Source organism: Cellulosilyticum ruminicola JCM 14822, from assembly GCF_001311925.1.
GTDB lineage: Bacteria > Bacillota > Clostridia > Lachnospirales > Cellulosilyticaceae > Cellulosilyticum > Cellulosilyticum ruminicola.
In genome coordinates this window covers 41322-64491 of the sequence record NZ_BBCG01000004.1, presented here as the reverse complement: position 1 = coordinate 64491, position 23170 = coordinate 41322, and the positions used below count along the sequence as shown (strand labels likewise).

General features: G+C 32.0%; 8 protein-coding genes. All 8 read left to right on the top strand.

All coding sequences use genetic code 11. The features are described 5' to 3' along the window. Positions 1 to 31 precede the first annotated feature (31 nt). From JCM14822_RS02495 to JCM14822_RS02460, 8 genes are read left to right on the top strand one after another with little or no spacing between them, the layout of a single operon-like run. A complete protein-coding gene (locus JCM14822_RS02495; protein WP_054739343.1) occupies positions 32 to 2947 on the top strand; it encodes a type I polyketide synthase in 2916 nt (971 codons plus the stop codon). A 20-nt stretch (positions 2948 to 2967) separates the two neighbouring features. Beyond that, positions 2968 to 4806 (top strand): beta-ketoacyl reductase, encoded by a 1839-nt coding sequence (locus JCM14822_RS02490; RefSeq protein ID WP_054739341.1) that lies wholly within the window; start codon positions 2968 to 2970, stop codon positions 4804 to 4806. Next, on the top strand, positions 4806 to 6521 hold the full coding sequence (locus JCM14822_RS02485; RefSeq protein ID WP_054739339.1) for a type I polyketide synthase: 1716 nt from the start codon (positions 4806 to 4808) through the stop codon (positions 6519 to 6521). Before JCM14822_RS02490 ends, JCM14822_RS02485 begins: the two co-directional genes overlap by 1 nt. Beyond that, positions 6515 to 11647, top strand: a complete 5133-nt coding sequence (locus tag JCM14822_RS02480; protein ID WP_054739337.1) for a non-ribosomal peptide synthetase — start codon at positions 6515 to 6517, stop codon at positions 11645 to 11647. Before JCM14822_RS02485 ends, JCM14822_RS02480 begins: the two co-directional genes overlap by 7 nt. Positions 11648 to 11671: 24 nt before the next feature. Then, positions 11672 to 14893, top strand: coding sequence for a non-ribosomal peptide synthetase (locus JCM14822_RS02475; protein WP_054739335.1), 3222 nt, complete (start codon positions 11672 to 11674; stop codon positions 14891 to 14893). 3 nt (positions 14894 to 14896) lie between these two features. Then, on the top strand, positions 14897 to 19363 hold the full coding sequence (locus tag JCM14822_RS02470) for a type I polyketide synthase (RefSeq protein ID WP_054739334.1): 4467 nt from the start codon (positions 14897 to 14899) through the stop codon (positions 19361 to 19363). 2 nt (positions 19364 to 19365) lie between these two features. After that, the gene (locus JCM14822_RS02465; RefSeq protein WP_054739331.1) at positions 19366 to 22005 is read left to right on the top strand and encodes a condensation domain-containing protein; all 2640 of its coding nucleotides are present in this window, start codon (positions 19366 to 19368) and stop codon (positions 22003 to 22005) included. 3 nt (positions 22006 to 22008) lie between these two features. Next, positions 22009 to 23160, top strand: coding sequence for an HlyD family secretion protein (locus JCM14822_RS02460; protein WP_054739329.1), 1152 nt, complete (start codon positions 22009 to 22011; stop codon positions 23158 to 23160). Positions 23161 to 23170: the final 10 nt, after the last annotated feature.

Below are 23170 nucleotides of genomic sequence, written 5' to 3'. Positions count from 1 at the left end.
TACAAGCTAGCAATATAGGGGGATAAAGTATATGGAGCAAATTAAAAAGTATATATTATCACAAGTGGCAAGACAGCAGTTATCGAAAGAAGAAGCGAAGCAATTTATTATGAAGCTTAGCAAAAATAGTCAAGAACAATATGAGGATATTGCAATTATTGGTATGGCTGGAAGATTTGCAAAGGCATCTAACTTAGATGAATTTTGGACATTACTAGAAAAAGAAATTAACTGTATTCGAGAATTTCCTAAAGAAAGAGTAAAAGACTTCGAAGTTATTATGCAAAATCCTTATTATACGGAGTTTATGGGGTGTAAGCAACTATCTAAAAAAGAGATGCAAGATGTTCATCAATTAGGAGGATACTTAGATCAAGTAGACAAATTTGATTCAGCATTCTTTGGAATATCCCCTAATGAAGCAACATATATGGACCCAAATCAACGCATAGCTTTAGAGGTAGCATGGGAAGCTATGGAAGATGCAGGATATGGTGGAGATGCTTTAAAAGGAAGTCGAACAGGTGTATACATTGGACGTGATGGAACAAACTATACTTATTACAAACAATTTTCAGAGCCAAATCAAATGCAGCTTACTGGATCTTGGGAGAGTATATTAGCAAGTAGAATTTCTTATCTTTTTGACTTTAAAGGACCATGTATGTTAATCGATACAGCATGTTCTGCTGGACTTGTTAGTATACATATGGCTATTCAAGCTATTAGAATAAAAGAATGTGATATAGCTATTGCTGGTGGTATAAATTTAATGCCTACAGGAGAAATTAAATCACAATATGCTTTAGGGGCTAATATGGCGAATGTAGAATCAGGAGATGGTTTCATAAGAACCTTTGATGATAGAGCTCATGGTACTGTTTGGGGAGAGGGGGCAGGTATGGTTGTACTTAAAACCCTTAAACAAGCTATAGAGGATGGGGACAATATTCATGCAGTTATCAAAGGAAGTGCAATTAATAATGATGGTTGTACAAATAGCTTAACTGCACCAAGTGCAAAAACACAAGAAGAGGTTATTTTAGATTGTTGGGAAAAGGCTGGTATTTCACCAGAAGCTATCTCATATATTGAAGCTCATGGAACAGGGACTATATTAGGAGATCCTATAGAAATAAAAGGTATAACAAATGCGTTTAGGCATTACACAAAGAAAAATCAATTTTGTGCTATTGGTTCTTTGAAAACTAATATGGGGCATATGGTAGCTGCTTCAGGGGTGGCTTCTTTGATGAAAGTTGTGTTGTCATTGAAGCATAAAGAAATTGTACCTACTATTAATTTCAATAAACCTAATACTTATATCAATTTCATGGAAAGTCCCATTTATATAAGTGATAAAATGCAAAAATGGGAAGCTGTTGAAGGAAAGAGATATGCAGCAATTAACTCATTTGGATTTAGTAGAACCAACTGTCATATGGTAGTAGGAGAAGCACCTGAACAAGTAAGTGAAAATGGTAATAAACCATATTATTGTTTGACCATTAGTGCAAAAAATCCAGAGTCATTTAAAGCATATTTAAAGAAATATATTACATTTATAGAAGAAACAAATGAGTCTCTCATGAATATTTGCTATACATCTAATATTGGACGTGGTCATTATGCATATAGAGCGGTGTTTATAGGTTCTACAAAAGAGGAAATGATTAGAGGTATAAATAAAGCATTAACATTAGAAAACCTTAACTATACAGGTAAACAAATATATATAGGATATCATAATATTGTTAGTGACAAGAAGAAGTTATTAGAACAAGGTGATATAAGTGCCAGGGAGTGCAAAAATCATAGTGAATTAGCTATGTTTAAATTAAGTGATTATTTACAAAAGGGATATCCACTTGAGCAATTAATGGAGGTATGTAGGTTATATATAGAAGGTGCAGAAATTGATTGGTATAAATACTATGAAGATGAAAAATGTAAACGAGTATCTATTCCAACCTATCCTTTACAAAAAACAAGATATTGGGCAAATCCTAAAATAACACAAGTTAAAGGAAGCATTCAGGCTAATTTACATCCATTAGTTCATCATGAAATAGTTGATAAGGCGTTTGATTTCTGTTATGAAACTACTTTTGAAGTAGAAAATCAGTGGGTATTATCAGATCATCAGATAAAACATCAACCTCTTGTTCCAGGAACTACATATTTGGAAATGGCAAGATTTGTGGGAGAACAAATATTAGGACAAAAAGAAATGGTCTTTAAGGATGTCTTTTTCTTAATGCCACTTATGGTAACTAAGGGAGAACATGTATTAGCAAGAATAAGAGGAAAAAGAATAGATAATGGACTCCAATTTAATATTGAAAGTTGTAATGAAGAAGGTCAATGGAGACCACATACAGAAGGAAAAATATTTAAATTAGAAGGTGAACTGCCTAAATTAAATAGAGATTTAACATATTTGAAATCACAAGGAGAGAAAGAAGTAATCTCATTTGATGAAGAAAGAGATACAACAGTATTTAATTTTGGAGAGCATTGGAATAATGTAACAGCATATTGGAACATTGGAAATGATGTATTAGTACAACTTAGAATTAATGATAAATTTAAAGATGAGTTAAATATATTAGGCTTACATCCAGCAATGTTAGATAATGCTATTAACTTCACTAGTCAAAATACAGGAGAAACATTCTTACCATTTACTTATAAGCATTTTGAATATTACAATGCATTACCTGCTATTTGTTATAGCTATATCCATTTACAAGAGAATAAAGATTTAAGTGGAGAAACAATGACTTATGATGTAGATTTATTAGATGAACAAGGTAATGTTGTTGCTAGAGTAACTGATTATACAACTAAAAAAGTTCATAATGTCGATTTTGGACAAGCAATAAATGAATCAGAAGTATTACAAATGAAGTGGCAAATTAAGAAAGAAAGAAGCAAGAACAAGTAGCAAATAATAGTAAGTGGGCAATGATTAGTAGAAGAGGAGAAAGAAGTCAACAGCTTACAGAAGCATTAGAGAAAGCTGGAGTATCTCTTACAAATTATTATTTAGAAGAAGTAGGGGATAATGAAAAGGTATTTGCTCCAAATGAAGAGGGGCTAAATAGTATACTAGATAGATTAGTAGAAAATAATGAAAAGGGTATTATTTTTGCAGTAGATTATACTACTACTGATGAAGAGTGTACGGAGATAATGAATTCTAGTGCAGCTTTAAATAAAGCAAAAATGTTAGGAGTAGATGCATTATTTAAAGTTTATAAATTAGTTATGGAGCGTCGTATAAAGTTAACAGCAGGACTTAAGGTCTTAGGTAGAGAAACTTGGAAAGTTGATGGTAGCGAGAATTTATTTATGCCATTATCAGCAGCAACCTTATCATTAGCAGGCGTTATGGGACAAGAATATAGTGCCTTAAAGGTAGATCAAATAGAGATAGCTAATGGTATAACTATGGATGAAGTAGCAAAAGAATGCATTAATTACAGTGGCGATGGACTTAGAGCACTTCGTTTATCAGGAGTTTATGAACAAGTTATTGAAGATTATACATTTGAAGGAGAAAGTAAGTTTGAAGTAAAGACAGATGGTGTATATGTTATTTCAGGTGGCCTTGGTGGAATAGGGCTTTCAATTGCTGAGCGTTTAACAGAACGAGGAAAAGTTAATATAGTTCTGTTAGGTAGAAGAGAGATTGCATCTGAGGATAAGTGGTTAGATGAATCTACTAATACTTCAAATAAAATGATGAAGACATACAGTAGACTACTAAATATTAAGAGAAAAGTTAATACATTACAGTATCAAGTAGTAAATGTAACTAATAGTGATGATGTAGTGAATTTAGGTAAAGAATTAAAAGTTAAATATGGCAAACTTCTAGGTATTTATCATGCTGCTGGTGTAGCCGGAGAAGGTTTCTTAATGAATAAAGAAGATAATAAGTTCTTACAAGTTACCCAGCCTAAAATAAATGGTGCCATGAATTTATATCTCTTAGTAAGAGAGGAAAAAGAAAGTTTCTTGGCATTATTCTCATCTATTACAGCACTTACAGGTGGTGAAGGACAAGGAGATTATTGTGCAGGTAATGCATTTATGGATGCGCTAGTGAATTTAGGTGAAGAAGAAGGTTGCAATGTATGTGCAGTTAACTGGCCAAGCTGGAATGGAAGTGGTATGTCTGTAGATTTTGATATAGATGAAAGTCAGAATTTATTTAAACATATTGAAATGCAAGATGGTCTAAATCTATTAGAAAAATTTATTGCAGAGCCTAGACGTCTCGTTATCCCTACTCAATTTAATGAAAAAGTTTTAAAGAATGCAAAAGAAGAATTACCTTTTAAACTTGGATTAGATATTGAGAAGAGATTAGAAGATATTGAAGAAAAAGCAGATAATTCAAATGGAGAACAAATAGAAGTAAATATTACAGGTTTAGCTAATTTAACTGAAACACAGTTAAAGATAGGTTATATTTTTTCAATGGTATTAGGTGAATCTAATATAGATGCGTATACGAGTTTTCAAGATATGGGAGGAAACTCATTAATGGCAACAGAACTTATTAAATTGTTAGAGGAACAATTTAATGGGGTAGTAGATATATCAGATTTATTCTCTTACCCATCAGTTGCCGAACTCTCAGAATTCATTGATGGAAAATTAGCAGAAAATAATATAGAGGCAAATGATAATAATGAAGATGTTATTTTTGATAGTGAACTAAGAGAACTTATTAAAGGTGAATTAGGTGAAGCAGAACTAGAAGCTCTATTGATGGATGAAGGGAGCGAAGTATAATGCCTGATGAGAAGATAGATATAAAAAAAGAATTATTACACTTTCTTTTATTAAAAGTTAAAGAGAAAGAATTAGCTCCTGAAATTGTTAAGCAATTTTTAAAAGAAATAAATAAGGCTGCAGATACGCCTAAAAAACAGGAAGAACAGAAATCAGATGATATTGCCATAATAGGAATATCATGCAGATTTCCAGATGCAGATTGCCCAGAAGAATTCTGGGACAATCTGGTGTCTGGCAAAGTATCTATTGGTACATTTCCAGAACAAAGAAGAGAAGATTATGAGCGTGTTGGTCAAAAGACTAAGGGAACTTTAAAAGGAGGATATTTAGAGAGTGTAGATAAATTTGACCCAGAGTATTTTAATATTCCACCGGCTGTGGCATTAAATATGGATCCGTATCATCGTATAATGCTAGAGATATTTGTTGAAGCGATTGAAGAGGCTGGATATTGTCGAAGTCAAATCAAGGGTAGTAATATGGGTGTTTTTGTTGGAAATGACCATTCTCATCGCTTAATGAATTCATATTTATCTTATCTTTCTAACACTGATTTTACAGCGATAATGGGGTCATGGACAGGTGTTTTAGCTAGTCGAATAGCGTATCTTTTTAATTTAACAGGGCCAGCATTAGTAGTTGATAGCGGTTGTTCATCTAGCCTTTTAGCGCTTGACCATGCTGTAAAAGCATTAAAAGAAGGTGATTGCGAAACAGCATTAGTAGGGGGAATAAATCTTTTATTTTATCCAACTGGTATTAATGAGGAGACACAGTCTCCAGATTCAGTAGTACGCGCATTTGATCAGGAAGCAAATGGAACAGTGTGGAGTGAAGGTGCAGCATCTATTTTATTAAAACCACTTGATAAAGCTATAAAAGACAAAGATCATATTCATGGTGTTATCAAAGGAATTGCAACAAATAATGATGGTAAGACAAATGGTTTAACAGCGCCAAGTGCTAAGGCACAATATGATGTAATTATTAAAGCGTGGGAAAGAGCAAAAATTTTACCAGAGACAATTTCATATATTGAAACACATGGAACTGGAACAAGATTGGGAGATCCTATAGAGGTTAAGGGATTAACAGATGCTTTTAGAAAATATACTAATAAGCAACAGTTTTGTGGAATAGGTTCTGTAAAGACTAATATTGGACATACAGTTGGGGTATCGGGATTGGCTTCTATTATTAAAGTACTATTATGTATGGAAAATAAAATGTTGCCTGCAAGTAAAAATTTTAAAGTACCAAATCCTTATATTAATTTTATAAATAGTCCGGTTTATGTAGTTGACCATTTAATGCAATGGGAAAGTAATGGCCATTCAAGACGAGCTGGGGTAAGTGGATTTAGTTTAGCGGGAACTAACTGTCATGTCGTATTGGAAGAAGCACCTGAACCAACTAAAGTGTCTACTAATAGGCCTGAAGTATATGTACTTTCTGGACGTACAATAGATCTTTTAAAAGAAGATGCATATAAACAGCTAAATAGTATAATACGCCAACCACATGTTTCTATTGGTGATAGATGTTTTACAGCTGCAACAGGTAGAGAACATTATAAGTATAGAGCGGCTATTATTTGTGATGATTTAAAAGGATTAAAAGCTGGACTAAAAACATTAATTTCATTATTACAAGGAGATAAAGTAGAAGAAGCCAGTCAAGGTATTCAACTACAGGTATATTTAAAGTGTTAATTTCTCAAGATAATGAAGTTAAAGAAGTAGTTAGCAAGCAGGTAATAGATGAATGTATTGACGGTCTATTGGATAAGTTATCAAGTAATTATTTAGAGAAGTTAAATAAATTAGCTAGTTATTATATAAATGGTGCTGACATTAATTTTGTAAGATTGTATCAAAAGGAAGAAGTATATCGCTGTAGTATGCCTGCTGAAACCTTTATGAATAATAGATATTGGGATGAAACAAAGACACATATAACTGAAGTTGAAGAAGAAACATATGAAAGTGATTTCTTTAATAAAGAAAGTCTAATAAAAGAATTTGAAAAAGCAAAACCTAGATTGGTTGCTGAAGATCATAAACAAGATGAATTAACATTATTTGTTGCATGGTTATGGTCAGAGACATTAGGATATGAAGAAATTAAACTTGAAGATGATTTCTATATGTTGGGTGGGGATTCGATTAATGGAATTAAGATTTTACAAATACTTAATTGTGTTTGTGAAGTTGATGTACCGTATTCACTAATATTAACATCGACAGTATTTAAGGATTTTGTTGAAGTATTACGTACGCAATATGGATTAAAAGAAATACTTAATAAGAAGGATGAAGTTAAAAGTGAGCTTGTTAATATAAATAAATATGAAAAAGATATTGTAGTACCATTAACTTCATCACAAAAGAGTATGCTTTTATCTTCAAGTATTATGAAAACTTCAGTTGCTTATAACATCACAGGAATTATAAAAAATGAAGAGCAACAAACTATTGAGGAAGTAGAAAATATTGTAAGAGAATTAATTGCACGTCATCAAAGCTTAAGAACTTCATTCCATTTTGAAAATGGGAATATGGTACAAAGGATTCATCCAAAAGTAGAGTTTAATGCAGAAAGCTATTATTATAAAAATCTCTTAGATGATGAAGTAAGACAACAAGCAATAGAAAAGTTTGTTAGACCGTTTGATTTAGAAAAAGCACCTCTCATACGTGTAGGATATCTATACGATGAAGAAATTTCATATATTGTGTTAGATATGCATCACATTATTTCCGATGGAACTTCAATGGGTGTATTAATTGAAGAATACTTAGCAAAATCTAATCATAAGAGATTAGCACCACTTTCTTATCAATATGTAGATGCAGTAAAGTGGATTAATGAGCAAGTATCAAAACAAGCTTATGCAACACATAGAGAATGGTGGCTTAATCAATTTAGAGATGAAATACCAGTTTTAAACTTATATACAGATAGGCCAAGAAAGAAAGGTAATACTTATAAAGGTTCACGTTTCTTCCGCATTGTTCCAAATGAATTATATAAGAAGGTTAAACTTTTAGCACAAGCTACAAAGACAACACCATTTACAGTATTGATTGGAGCTTTATATATTGCCTTAGCAAAATTAAGTGGAGAACAAGAGGTAGTGATAGGAACACCTACTGCAGGACGAGCACGTTTAGAAATGCAAAAATTAATAGGTATGTTTGTAAATACATTAGCAATACCTATGAAGATAGATATGGAAAAAAGCTTCTTAGCATTTCTAGAGATTTTAAAGAATCAAGTAATTGATGCATTTGACCATGCAGAATTTACTTATGAGAATTTAGTTGATGAATTAAATTTAGAGAGAATAAATGGCAGAAATCCATTATTTGATGTGTACTTTGTATTCCAAAATGTAGATTTAGGATTAGGAAAGGATACTAGTCGATTAGTACCATTTGATTCACATACTGCTAAGTTTGACTTAACAATTATAGCACGAGAAGTTGAAGAAGGACTCTTAATGGAATGGGAATATTCACAGATGTTATATGACCATGAAACAGTAGAACGAATTGCAGATCGCTATGAGACATTGTTAGGGGAAATGATAAAGGACACTCAAGTATCTTTAAAAGAATTAGAAATAATGAATGCTTCTGAGAAAATGCAATTAGTAGATGTATGGAATAGATTAAGTACAGATTATCCAGGTGATAAAGGAATTGCTAAGTTATTTGAAGAGTATGCTGAGCAGACACCTAATAAGATTGCACTTAGAATGGAAAATAAGGAACTAACTTTCAAAGAATTAAATGAAAAGGCTAATCAAGTGGCTAGAATTATTGTAAAAAATGGCATAAGGGCTAATGAACCAGTAGCATTGTTATTTGAACGTTCTTTTGAAATGATTATAGCAATATTAGGTACATTAAAAGCAGGTGGTTATTATATTGCTCTAGATCCAGAAAATCCTAAGGAGCGATTGATGGGATTTTTAAGACAGACAAATGTACACATAGTACTTACACATGGAAATTTAGAAGAACTCATTAAAGATGATAGTAATACAGCATTAAATATCGTACATGTGAATCAAATTGATGAAGATATGGATAAGGAGAATTTATCTATATCAACAAGTGGTGATAATTTTGCATATATGATTTACACATCAGGTAGTACAGGAAAACCAAAAGGAGTACTAGTCCGTCAACGAAGCGTTATTCGTGTTGTAAAGGATACAAATTATGTAAGTTTAACACCAAATGACATATTTTTAGAGTTATCAAGTTATTGTTTCGATGGTTCAGTTTATGATATCTTTGGCGCATTATTAAATGGTGCGACACTTGTAATTGCACCTAAAGAAGTTGTTATGGATATTACAAAGTTAGCTAATTATATTAGAGATTATAAAGTAACAACCTTTTTTATAACAGCAGCATTATTTAATGCCTTAGTAGATTATGACATAAATTGTTTAAGGGATACACGTAAGGTATTATTTGGGGGAGAAGCAGCATCAGCTTATCATGTAAAGAAAGCATTTGAAGTATTAGGGCCTAATAGACTTATAAATGGATATGGACCAACTGAAACTACAGTTTTTGCTGTAACTTATGTAGTGGATTGCTTACCAACAGGTGACACTATCCCTATTGGAACAGGTATATCTAATACAACATTGTATATTTTTAATAATGATATGAAGCTTCAACCGATAGATGTACCAGGAGAATTATATATTGGAGGAGCAGGAGTTGCAGCTGGATATTTTGCCAATGAAGCATTAACTAAAGAACGCTTTATAGAAAATCCTTATAAACCTGGGGAAGTTTTATATAAAACAGGAGATTTAGTTGTAAGAAGATCTAATGGATTAATTTATTATTTAGGGCGATTGGATAATCAAGTTAAACTTCGTGGTTTTAGAATAGAGTTAGGAGAAATAGAAGCAGCTGTACTTAGACAAGACAATATTAAAGAAGCTTATGTAAATATATATACAGATGAGCAAAATCACAAGAATCTTTGTTTATGGTTTGTGCCAGATAGTAACACACAAGAAGTAAATCAAAAGCTATTAAAAGATGCACTTAGTAATGTATTACCAGCTTATATGATTCCAAACTTTATGGTGCCTATAGAAAAAATGCCATTAAATAGAAATGGAAAGATTAATAGAAAATTGCTGCCAGATCCTATTATTAGTCATGAAGATATCATTAGTGCACGAAATGAAAAAGAAGCATGTTTAGAAAAAGTATGGTCAGAAGTTTTAGGTATTTCTAATATTAGTATGGATGATAATTTCTTTGCTTTAGGTGGAGATTCCATTAAGGCAATACAGATTATTGCTAAACTTCAACAATTCAACAATATTATTAGTGTAACAGATATATTTGAATATCAGACAATAGAAAAATTAGCTGAAAAACTTGAAGATCAAAGTAAGATTGTTAAGGTCACTGCAGAACAGGGAGAAATTTCTGGCAAGTGTGAAATGAGTACTATTCAACAATGGTTTTTAAAAGATGAAATCAATAGAAATAAGCGCTTTACCCAAGCTATGATGATTTCTAATGATGAATACTTTAATAAACAACAGATTGAAAGTGCATTAGAAAAACTTTGTGCACATCATGATATGTTAAGAGTAGCAGCAACAGAAGGAGAAGGGCTTTATATAAGAAAAATAAATGAAGGTAATTTCTATGAAGTAAGAGAAGCAACAGAGAATCTTAAAAGGGAAGAACTAGAACGTTATTTAATTAAAGCTCAAGAATCAATTGATTTATTTGGAGGACCTCTCATAGTAGCTGTTACAGGACTTGGTGATAATAGAAAACAAATATTTATAGCTATTCATCATATAGCAGTAGATGTTGTTTCTTGGCATATTATTTTAGAAGATTTAATATCACTCTTGAAAGATGGTAATACCAAATTACCAATGAAAACAACAGCCTTTACAGACTGGATAAGTTTAATGAAGGAATGGATTAAAGCAGGTAATTTGAAAGAGGATTTAGCTTATTGGCGTAACTTATCAAGAAAAGTATCTGAAAAGGATATTGCTTCTAGTGATAGGCGTTACTGTCAAAAGGATAGAAAAGTTATTTCATGTTGGATTGCAGGTGAAGAAGCAACAGCATTAAAAGAACAGGTTCATAGAGCTTATCATACAAAAGTAGTACATATATTACTAAGCATTTTAACAAAGGCAATTAGTGAATGGTTAGGAAAATCATCGATTTTAGTAAATATGGAAGGACATGGTAGAGAAATATTCGATGAATCTATAGATATTGTAAGGACAGTAGGATGGTTTACTAGTACATTCCCTGTTTTATTTGAGCTAGCAGGAGAAACTGGTGAAAATATTAAAAGGGTGAAGGAATCAGTAAATGGGGTACCAAGGAATGGTATAGGCTTTGAATTGCTAAAACGATTTGATCAGACGCTAAGTATAGATGATCGTATGCTTTTAGAACAAGTGAAACCTGAATTTAGTTTTAATTATATTGGTAAGCAAGAGGGAATTAATAAAGATGGAATAGGTGTACAAAGTGTAGGATCAGTAATCACAGTAGATGAGACATATGAGAGCAGTTGGCTTTTGGATATAGTAGCTTATGAAGAAAACAGTAAATTCTGTGTAGAAATTAATTATCCTATTCCATTATTTGAAGATAGTATAGATAGTTTACTTGATTTAATTAGAAAGCATACAACAGAAGTAATTTCACATTGTTTGCATTGTAAAGGTGAAGAGCGAACAGCATCAGATTTTGATGTAACAAAGATAGAGCAAGATGAATTAGAAGATATATTTGATGATTTAATGATTGAATAATAAACAAGTATAAGGGGATATTATATGGTCAATAAAGAAAATGTACAAGATATTTATGGTTTATCAGCAATGCAAAAAGGAATGTTAATAAATTATGCCCTAGATCCATCATCTGTGGCTTATGTGGAACAGTTTTCTTTTAAGATAAGAGGCAATGTAGTACCAGAACGTATGGCAGAGGCATTAAAGAAAGTGTCTCAAAGTTATAGTATACTGAGAAGTATTTTTTCGTATAAAAAGACAAATCAACCAAGACAAGTAGTATTAAAAAAATGGGATCCACAGCTTATTATAAAGGATTTTAGAAATCAAGAAAATGCTAATGAGTTAGTAGAAACTTTTAAGAAAGAAGATAAAGAGAAAGGATTTGATTTATCAAAAGATGTATTAATAAGAGGTGCATTATTACAAGTAGAGGATCAAGTCTGGCAATTTGTATTAACCTTCCATCATATTTTAATGGATGGATGGTCATTATCACCTATATTTAGAGATATAATTAGCTATTATTCTGCTTCATCTGAAGCAGAAATAGCAAAGGAACGTTATCCATATAAGGAGTATATACGTTGGTACGAAAAACAACCTACACAGGAAGCCGCTGATTATTGGAAAAAGTATTTAAGTGATTATGAAAAAAGTGCAGTCGTTCCAGCTTTAGCTGATCATACAATAAGTGGTCATGATAGACATATTTTTTGCTTATCATCAGAAATTATTGAAGGAATGAAAGAACTTGCAAAACAAATGCATGTTACTATAAATACTATATTTATAGTAGCATGGGGTATTTTATTACAAAGATATAATTATACAACAGATGTAGTATTTGGAAATGTTGTATCTGGGCGACCAGCAGAATTAAAAGGTGTAGAAAGTATGGTAGGTGTATTTATTAATACACAGCCTGTTAGAGTAAAAACAGAAGAGCAAGATGACTTTGAAACATTATGTCAAAGAGTACAAGAAGAAAATACACAAGCTAAACCTTATGAGTATTATCCACTTTTTGAGGTACAGAGTCAGAGTAAATTAAAGAATAAGTTAATCAATCATGTGATTGCTTTTGAAAACTATCCGCTAGATGAACAGTTAAAATTAGAAGGACAAAAGTCAGGTCAGGAATTATGTTTTGAGGAAGTTGAAATTTTTGAACAAGCGAACTATGACTTTGATGTAATTGTTAATCCAGGTGAAACGTTTAAGGTGACTTTTGGATATGAATCTAGTAAGTACACAAAGGAAACGATGGAATATCTAGAGAGAAGCCTTGAAACTATATTAAAAGCAGTATGCCAAAATCCACATCAATTGGTAAATGAAATACCAGTTTGTTCAGAAGTAGATAGAGAGAAAATTATAGAGCATTTTAATAATAGAACATATAGTTATCCTAAAGATGATACAGTAGATGGTGTATTTAATAAGGTTGTTCAAGAGTATAAGGATAAAGTGGCTATTAACTTTAATGAAGAGAATATTACATATGGTGAATTGGACGAATGGTCTAATGTTATAGCTAAGCAATTGCAAGAGAATAAAGTAAGAACAGGTGATATTGTTGGCTTATTTATGAAACGTTCGCCTGAGATGATAGCAACTATTATTGCAATTCTAAAGAGTGGTGCAGCATATATGCCACTTGATATTAAAAATAGTAAAGAACGTTTGGATTTTCTGATTAAAGATGGTGGTGTAAAAGTAATTTGTACAACATCTGATATAGACGGAGATTTACTAGAAGTAGCAGCAAACCTAATATTAATAGATGAGCTAGAAAGAATTCAAAGAGAGGAAGCTAAATTAGCTAATCATGGGCCATTAGATTTAGCTTACTTAATGTATACATCAGGGTCAACAGGATTACCTAAAGGATGCTGCATTACACATCAAAATATACTTAGATTGATATTTAGTGAGGATTATTTACCATATGGACCAGAACAAGTTATTTTGTTAAGTAGTGCGATTGCTTTTGATGGTAGTACAGTTGAAATATGGGGTGCATTACTTCATGGTAGTAAGCTAGTGTTAGCAAATGAAGGGGATCAAAGTGAAGTATTAGATGATAAACGATTAAATAGATTAATACAAGAACAAGGAATAACTTGTATGGCACTTACTACATCATTATTTAATAGAATAAGTGATCAAAATCCTAATACCTTTGAGAATTTACGTGCTTTAATTGTGGCAGGAGATGTCTTATCAGTAAAACATATTAGCCGTGTTAAGAAAGCTATTCCTAAGTTACGTTTATTAAACTGCTATGGACCTACAGAAAATACTACTATTTCAAGTACTCATGTTATACAAATGAAAGATTTAGATAAGGATAGGATTCCAATAGGAAAGCCACTTACAAATTCAATGGTATATGTAGTAGATCAACAACTAAATTTATTACCTGTAGGCGCAATAGGTGAATTATGTGTTGCTGGTGATGGTGTGGCAAGAGGATATCATAAAAGGGCAGAATTAACAGAAGAGAAGTTTTTAGATAACCCATATAAAGAAGGAACACGACTTTACAGGACAGGAGATTTAGGTTGTTGGTTACCAGATGGGACTATAGACTTTTTAGGAAGATTTGATTCACAAGTTAAAATTAGAGGATACCGTGTAGAACTTGGAGAAATTGAACGTGTGATGTCAGACTTACCAGGTATAAAAGAGGTAACTGTACAGGTAAAAGAAATCAATGAAGATAAGCAGATTTGTGCTTATTATATACCAAATCAAGAAGTGGATATTAAAGTATATAGAGATATGTTAGGTAAGAAACTACCTAAGTATATGGTGCCTACATTCTTTATAGCATTAGAAAAAATGCCACTTACTCAAAATGGGAAAGTAGATAAGAAAGCACTACCTAATCCAACTTATAAACCTGATAAAGAGGAAAATCAAAATGTACCTCTTAATGCTATGGAAAAAATAGTAAAAGAAATTGCGATAGAGGTGTTAGGTATAGAGAATGTAGGAGTTAATGATAATTTCTTTGAAGTAGGGGGAAATTCATTAAATTTAATAACAATTAATAATCGCCTTCAGAAGAAATTAGATCAAGATATTCCACTTACCGCATTATTTGAACATACAACAGTAGCAAGTTTAGCTGAATATTTACAGTCTGATGAAGAGGTAGAGATGGCTAAATTAGAAGAAGAGGAAAATGAGAGTGAGGATATGAAAAATACCTTGCTAAGAACAACATCATTAATGATGCAATTAGAGGAGGAGTAGTGTATGAAAATAGAGACACAATATACAGGACTTGAAATTGCAGTTATAGGAATGTCGGGGCGTTTTCCAGGAGCTAATGATTTAAGAGAATTTTGGGAGAACCTAGTTGATGGTATAGAGAGTATATCTTTTTTTACAGAAGAAGAACTCCTTGAGGCAGGCGTAGACCCAGAACAGTTAAGCAAGCCTAATTATGTTAAAGCAAAAGGTGTCTTTCCAAACGTGGAATATTTTGATTCAGATTTCTTTAACTATACACCTAAAGATGCACAAACTATTGATCCTCAAGTGCGTGTTTTACATGAAGAGGTATATCATGCATTAGAGGATGCAGGTTATGCATCAGAACAATATAGAGGAAGTATAGGTGTATTTTTAGGGGCGGCTAATAATATTGCATGGGAAACGCAGACATTAAAAACAACAATTGATGATGGTGGATATGGTGTAGCTACATTACAACTTAATGATAAGGATCATGCAGCTACAAGAATTGCTTATAGTTTAAATTTACATGGTCCATCTACAACAAGTTATAGTGCATGTTCGACAAGTTTGTATGCAGTAGATTTAGCTTGTAGAAACATTTTAACAGGTTCATGTCATATCGCAGTAGCTGGTGGAAGTAATTTAACATTACCAAGTAAAAACGGATATTTATATGATGAAGGTATGATTAAGTCGCCAGATGGTCATTGCAGAGCATTTGACCATTTGGCAAAAGGAACTGTAGAAGGCAATGGTGTAGGTGTAGTAGTTCTCAAAGGATTACAACAGGCTATTAAAGATGGAGATCATATTTATAGCATTATTAAAGGAACAGCAGTTAATAATGACGGAAATCGTAAAGTTGGTTATACAGCGCCTAGTATTGAAGGACAAACTGAAGTAATACGTAGAGCGTTAAAAATGGGAGGTGTACAAGCTAATAGTGTTTCTTATATTGAATCCCATGGAACAGGAACAGTATTAGGTGACCCTATAGAATTTACAGCTTTAAAAAAGGTATATGAAGTGGATAATAATATACAGCAAGTGGGAATTGGTGCATTAAAGCCTAATATTGGACATCTTGATGTGGCAGCCGGCATTGCTTCTTTTATAAAGACATCATTATCTTTAGCCCATAAGCAAATTCCAGCTACTATTAATTTTTCTAAGATTAATGAGAATATAGATATTGATAATAGCAATTTTTATATAGTTGATCAAACTAAGCCATGGGAAAGAACAAAAGTACCAAATAAGGAACAATGTTACATGCCACTTAGAGCAGGAATAAGTTCTTTTGGTATAGGTGGAACCAATGTACATATGATACTGGAAGAAGCACCAATTCAAAAATATGAGACACAGCAAAGAGGCACACATTTATTATGCTTATCTGCTAAAACGGAAACAGCTCTTATAAATATGAAGAAGAGTTATTTAGAATATTTGAACCAAGAAGGGGAAAATATTAACCCTGCTCATTTGGCTTGGAGTGTACATACAGGATTAAGAAGTTTCAATAAACGTTATTCTACTATATACCATACAATTAGTGAACTTAAAGATATTTTAGAAGAAGACTTGGAGCATATGGAGAAATCTACTTCAACTATACCTAATGGTAAACCTACTGTTTACTTTTTATTCCCAGGACAAGGTTCACAATATTCAGGTATGGCAAAAGGATTATATGAAACACAAGCTACTTTTAGAAAAGTTGTAGATGAATGTTTATTAGAAGTTGAGGCTAATGGTATAGATAATTTAAGAGAAATATTATTCGAGCATTCAGCAGAAAATAATAAGTTATTACAAGAGACAGATATGGCTCAGATTTCATTATTCATTATTGAGTACGCATTAGCGCAATTATTGATAAGTTGGGGAATACAACCTAAAGGAATGACAGGACATAGTTTAGGAGAATATGTAGCTGCTGCTTTGGCTGGAGTATTTACATTAAAAGATGGTATAAGAATCATATGCCAAAGAGGAGTCATTATGAAGAAAATGCCTGAAGGCGCAATGCTAGGGGTAAATGCTTCAGAGGAACAAGTCTTAGCTTTATTAGGAGAAAATGTTTCAATAGCAGCTGTAAATGGAGAAAACCAATGTACTGTCTCAGGAAGTAATGAAGCAATAAAAAGTTTTGAGGAGAAATGTAAAAGAAAGAAAATTATAACAAGAAAATTACATACTAGTCATGCATTTCATTCAGAACTTATGCAAGATGCAGTAGAACCTTTTGAGACAGTATTAAGAGATGTAGAATTACAATCACCTAAGATCCCGTATATCTCAAATTTAACAGGTACATGGATAAAAAATGAAGAAGCTACAGATGCAACGTATTATACAAAACACTTAAAACAAACAGTTCACTTTAAGCAAGGAATCGAGCAGATGATGTTAGATGAGCGTGTTGTGGTTATAGAAGTAGGACCAGGACATACATTAAGTACATTTGCAAGACAAATAGGAAGAGAACATTTAACAGGGGCAGTTAATTTAATACATCATCCTAAAGAAGAAGTTAGTGATGAAGATTATTTAACTCAAAGTATAGGTAAGTTATGGGGATTTGGCGTTGTACCAGAGTGGAAATCTTATTATAAAGATGAAAAACACACACGTATAAAATTACCTTTATATCCTTTTGAAAAAAAGAAATATCCAATAAGTGTAGATGCCTTTTATGGACTCTTAGGAAATAATAATGTAGCACAATATAGAAAAGTAGAAGTAGCTCCTAATCAAGAAGAAGAGGATGATTTGGTTGCACAAGAGAACTGGGAAAAGGTATTACGAGTTAAAGCAAATGCTACTGATGAACAGAGAGTTTGTTTGGTACTAACGGATAATATAGAACGAATCGAGGCATTAAGTGAAAGACTTCCTAGATGGAGAATGATCATATTTGAAAGTGGTGACCAATATACATTTAGAGATTCATTAGGGGGTTATATAAGAAGTGGGAATGCATTAGATTTATATCTATTGTGTTATGAACTTAGAGAATACGCATTATTGCCAGATGAAATTATACTATCTTATAAGGATGAAGAAAGTACATATAGTAATTTAAGTGAGTTAATGCAAATATTAAGGAATGAATATAAGGAGAAGCTGCCAGAGGTAGTTGTTCTAAGCCCATATTCACCGCTTATGAATTATCCAAGATTAGTGGCAAAAGTACAGAGTGAATTAGCGACACAAGAAGAATTAAGTTTACGCCTTATTGATGCAGGAACTCAAAATCAAGAACAACTTTCAGTTTGGGCAGAAATAATTCAAAAGGAGATTACAGCAGAAAATAATCCTTATCCTGTAGTAATGTATTTAAATGGAGAACGCTTGGTACCAAAGCTAAGCATATTGGATAAAAATGAGTTAGTAAATAATAATTATTTCAGTGAAAGAAATATTTTAGTAGTATGTAATGAAGAAAATGTGGATCAGGTAAAAGTAAGATTTTATCAAGAAGAATATACAGATAAATTGAAAGTTTTACCTTATAAGTTAGTAGATGAAGGATATAAAAGAGGCATATTAAAAGAAATAGTAAGTGAATTAAGTCAGCAACAAAAGTCTTACTTAGAGCAATATGGTATACCTGATATGAGTGAGGCACATAAATTGATGGATGAATATACTATTAGGTTGGTTTTTGAGTATATAAATGGCTTAATGACATTGAATGTAGGAACACGTTTTAGCCAAGAAGAAATGATAGAAGCACTTAGAATTGAGCCGACTTTTGAAAAGTATGTAGACTATTTTATTCATATATTTAAAGAAGATGGTTTGATTAAACCTCTTGAAGATGGTATGCAGTATATTGTAACAGAGGCCATAAAGTATTTAAGAAATAAAGAGGTTATTAAATGTGATTTGCAGAAGTTAACTAATTTATTTGATGGACAATTAGAGTTATTAGAACATTGTGTGAGTCACTTTGAGAAGGCTTTAAGTGGAGAGGAGTCAGCATTAGGCGTATTATATCCACCTGAGCAGAAGGATTTATTAATTAAAACTTATGCAGGTACTTATCAAGAGAAGGAAGATGAATTGATACGTAGTATCTTTGCAAAGCTTGTTGAAAGATTAATACAAGAAAAAGGGAAGATTAGAATTTTAGAAGTAGGTGGGGGATATGGTACTATACCACGATATATTGCCACACTATTAAAGGATACAGAGGTTGAGTACTATTTTACTGATGTAGGAAAAACTTATATTGAAGATTTTAAAAAATTTGCTGTACAGGAAGACTTAAAATGTTTTAGTTACGGATTATTTGATGTTAGTAAGTCACCTAAGGAACAGGGGTTAGAAGAAGAAAGTTTTGACCTTGTCTTTGCTTACAATGTTATTCATGCTACTTATCAATTGCAAACTAGTTTAAATAATATGCAGCAAATATTGAAACCTGGCGGCGTAATGTGTGTATTGGAACGTACCTGCCTAGAAGGTTTATAGATATGATTTGGGGGCTTGCAGAGGGTTGGTGGTATTTTGATCATAATGAAAGAAGTTTATCACCACTTAGCAGTACGCAAAAATGGCAGGAACAGTTTGAAGCAGTTGGTTTAGAAGAAGTCATTGCTTATCCTAATAATGAAACATTAAGTAATCAATTGGATGCAGGTATTATTATTGGACAAAGGAAGTTAAAAGAAGTAGGAAAAGAAAATAAGAAGGCATCTAATGTGCAAGTATTACCTAGTATAATCTCTAAAAAAGAAGAAGTACTCATAGCAAAGATTAGAAGTTATATTAGTAATATGCAAAGCCTTGACCACATTATATTATGGACAGACTTAGTAGCTGAAGAAGAAAAATTTAAAACACTTTGTTCAAAAGTAAATAAGCAAAATGAGTTATTTACTCAGATTGGTCATGTTTTAAGTAATGTTGCCAATAATTATGAAAAAAATTTAAGTATAATTTGGAATATTACAGGCGAAAATAAATGGTTACCACAACTCACAGATGGATTTGTAAGTTATCATATAAAACAAGCTGGAAATAGAACATATAATATATGTTTAAGAGAAACACCAAATGTCTTAAAAATAGATTATTTAGCTTTAGTAGGAGGCATGATTGAATCAGGATTACACCAAGCTGTTGTAGGGTATCAATTAATAGCACCTTATACCGTGAAGATTATCAAGAAAAAATCGACTATAAGCTCAAATGAATTGACAGAAATTGAAGAAATTATTAAAAAAGCCTGGTGTAAATTATTTGGTCATGAAGAGATTGATTTAGATCAAGATTTCTTTGAGCTAGGTGGAGACTCTTTTAAAATCATACAAATGACAGTGGACTTAGAAAATAAGGGGTATAAGGTTTTAGCTAATGAAGTATATAAGTATCCTACTATTCGTTTATTAGCTAACTATTTAAGAGAACAAAGCGGACAAAATGAGGTAGAAATAAAGAGTGGCGAAGAATTATCAGAATATTTATTTAAAACAACTCGGGTATATGTTATATTTAGGGTAGTGGTAAAAGACCAAGATCAGAAAATAAATTTAATGTTTATTGATGATAGCATTGAAAATGCATATGAAATCATAAAGAATCAATTAAGAACAAAGAGAATACCTAGTGAATATTTACCACACTATATATTACCTATGTCACTGTACAAAAAGTTGCCTGAACAAATAGCGTTAGAGAGCCTTAAAGAGCAGGCTATTTTAACTGAGTATAATGAAGATACTATAAGTACATTTATAGGACAAATGAGAGAACAACAATGTGAATTTAATAAACAGATATTGAGCCAAAGAATTATCTCAAGATATGGTTTAACTACTATACAACGTATGCACTTTAAGGGTGAGGTAAGATTACAACTGTATTTAATTGCATTTGATGAAATGGTGGATGAAGGGTTATTAGAACAAGCATTTTGTAATATAGTATCAAGTCATGGTGTGTTACGTAGTTGTTTAGAGAAACGTTTAATAGGGTATAGTTGGCGTGAATATGCATCACCAATGAAGCTAGATTTGCCTAAATTAGATTTATCTGGATTAACACCTTCTAGCCAAGAAAAGGTTATGGATTATCTTATCAAGGAACAATGGCAGTCTGATTTTAAAATAGTAGGTAGTCCAATGTATCATGTTGTTTTAATCAAGTTTAATGAGTGCAAGTATCAGTTGCTTTTCCAATTTGATCACTCTATATTTGATGTGACATCAGGACAAATCTTACGTATGCATATTTTAAGACGTTATAAGGAACTTCAAAGAGGCGTAAAAAGGGCAATGGATGTTTCAGGAAATTATAAGGCCTATATCGATCAAATTAAGAGAGGGCCTATAAATACAACACCAGCTGAACTTATTAAGATGCTTAATATGAAGACATATGGTGAAAAATTAAAGCTTATTAATGAGAAGATAAAGGCGAAAGGTGTTGGAAAGACTCAAATGGTACATCATACTGTTGATTTAAATGCATTTCAATATAATCAAGGGGAGGGTGCAGGTTCTTTTGAGTTAGCATTACAAATATATATTTTAGTATTAGCAGAGTTATTACAATTAGACTATATTGCCTTTGACTTATTATTCCAAAATCGTAAGTATGAAAATCAGAATTTCTCTGATACAATGGGTGTATTTATGGATACAATTCCTGTTGTAATTAAGGTAGATAAGGTTGCACCTTCAAAAATGCTTGATAAGATTTATGAGGTTATGGCAATGGTTTCAAAACACCATGTTAGCTTCTTGAATTTAGTATGGAACCTTCCTTCAGCATTGAAATGGGGAGAAGTTATGAATGCTTTCCAAAAAACACATGGAGGTAACTTTAAAGCAACATGTTTATTAAATTATGCAGGTAATGCAGAAGAAGAGTATGACCAAATTAGTGAATATACATTAGGTCAGCTTGAAGGAGAAGGCACAGAAAAATTAGACTATGCAAATTATTATGGACTTGTAAAAGTAGTAGGTAATCAATTAGATATTATTTTATTGTGTGACTTTATTAAAGATAAGCAAAAGGTTCAGCAAGTGTTTAGCGAAACAACTGAGTATTTATTAAAACTAAGAATGGAAGAAATAGAGGATTACCATAAACAAGTGGGGAGATAAGATATGAATAAATATGTTGTTTTATTAGGTGTATTATGTGCTAGTATGTTAACCGGTTGTGGTAGTGGAGAGGCTGTAGAAACTAAACCAGAAGAAGAAGTAAAAGTTGAGAAGAATGATGAAATCTTAGAAGTTGATGGAATTGTAAAGGTAGATAAGAGCAAAGAAATATCAGTACTCTTTCCTATGATTATAAAGGAGGTAAATGTGAAAGAAGGACAAGTTGTTAATAAGGGAGATGTTATTTTTCGCTTTAGTAATGAAGAGTATTTAGAGACTATATTAGAGAAAGAATCAGAAATAAAGATGATTCAAGCTGATATTGAAAATCTACAAGCACAGATAAGTCCTTTAGTAGTAGAAATTAATACGATAAGAGATCAGTTAGCACTTAAGGAAGGTTATGCGGCAAATAATAGTGATCCTGAAGTGAAGATATTACAAGGTAAGTTAAAAGGAATACAGCAGGAGCTTAGTACATTAGAAAGAAATTATAATGAAACTAAAACAATAGTTGAAGCGGGTGGCATGGCAGAAGAAGAACTTCGAATAATAGGTGAGAAGATCAAGCAAAAAGAAATTGAAGAAGAAAATATTTTAGTTAATATAGATCAAATCAAAAAAGAAAATCAAGTAAGCATAAATGATTTGAGGAACCAAATAGAAAGTAGCCAATTACAGATTTCAGAAACAGATAAACAAAAAAATGCACAAATTAAGGGACTAGAAATTAAAAAACAACTTGCTCAAAATCAATTAAGATATCTAAAAGAAAAACTAAATAAGCCATATATAAAGGATGATGCAATAATTGCAACAGAGGATAATACATTAGTCTATGATATTGGATGTGTTGCAGGAAGCCAAATAGGAACTAGTAATGAAGTTTTAGCAAAACAAATGGCTGTTGATTCAATGATTGTTGAAGTGAGTGTGCCTGTTGAAAGCTTAATGGATATTAAGCTGGGAGGCAAAGTAGTTATAGATGCTTATACAAAGCAAACGGAAGAAATTTCAGGAACAATTACTAGAATTCCAGACTATGCAGTAGAGGATGACGGAGATACAGTTATTAATGTAGATGTAACTATTGATAAAGGAAAAGAATTGTTAAAAATAGGTTCAGAAGTAGATGCAAAAGTGTATGTTAGTTAGAATGGCACAA

Excerpts from the sequence above, each read along its gene's own strand:
- JCM14822_RS02490 (WP_054739341.1), top strand. The coding sequence starts at position 2,968 with ATGATTAGTAGAAGAGGAGAAAGAAGTCAACAGCTTACAGAAGCATTA.
- JCM14822_RS02495 (WP_054739343.1), top strand. The coding sequence starts at position 32 with ATGGAGCAAATTAAAAAGTATATATTATCACAAGTGGCAAGACAGCAG.
- JCM14822_RS02475 (WP_054739335.1), top strand. The coding sequence starts at position 11,672 with ATGGTCAATAAAGAAAATGTACAAGATATTTATGGTTTATCAGCAATG.
- JCM14822_RS02460 (WP_054739329.1), top strand. The coding sequence starts at position 22,009 with ATGAATAAATATGTTGTTTTATTAGGTGTATTATGTGCTAGTATGTTA.
- JCM14822_RS02485 (WP_054739339.1), top strand. The coding sequence starts at position 4,806 with ATGCCTGATGAGAAGATAGATATAAAAAAAGAATTATTACACTTTCTT.
- JCM14822_RS02470 (WP_054739334.1), top strand. The coding sequence starts at position 14,897 with ATGAAAATAGAGACACAATATACAGGACTTGAAATTGCAGTTATAGGA.
- JCM14822_RS02465 (WP_054739331.1), top strand. The coding sequence starts at position 19,366 with ATGATTTGGGGGCTTGCAGAGGGTTGGTGGTATTTTGATCATAATGAA.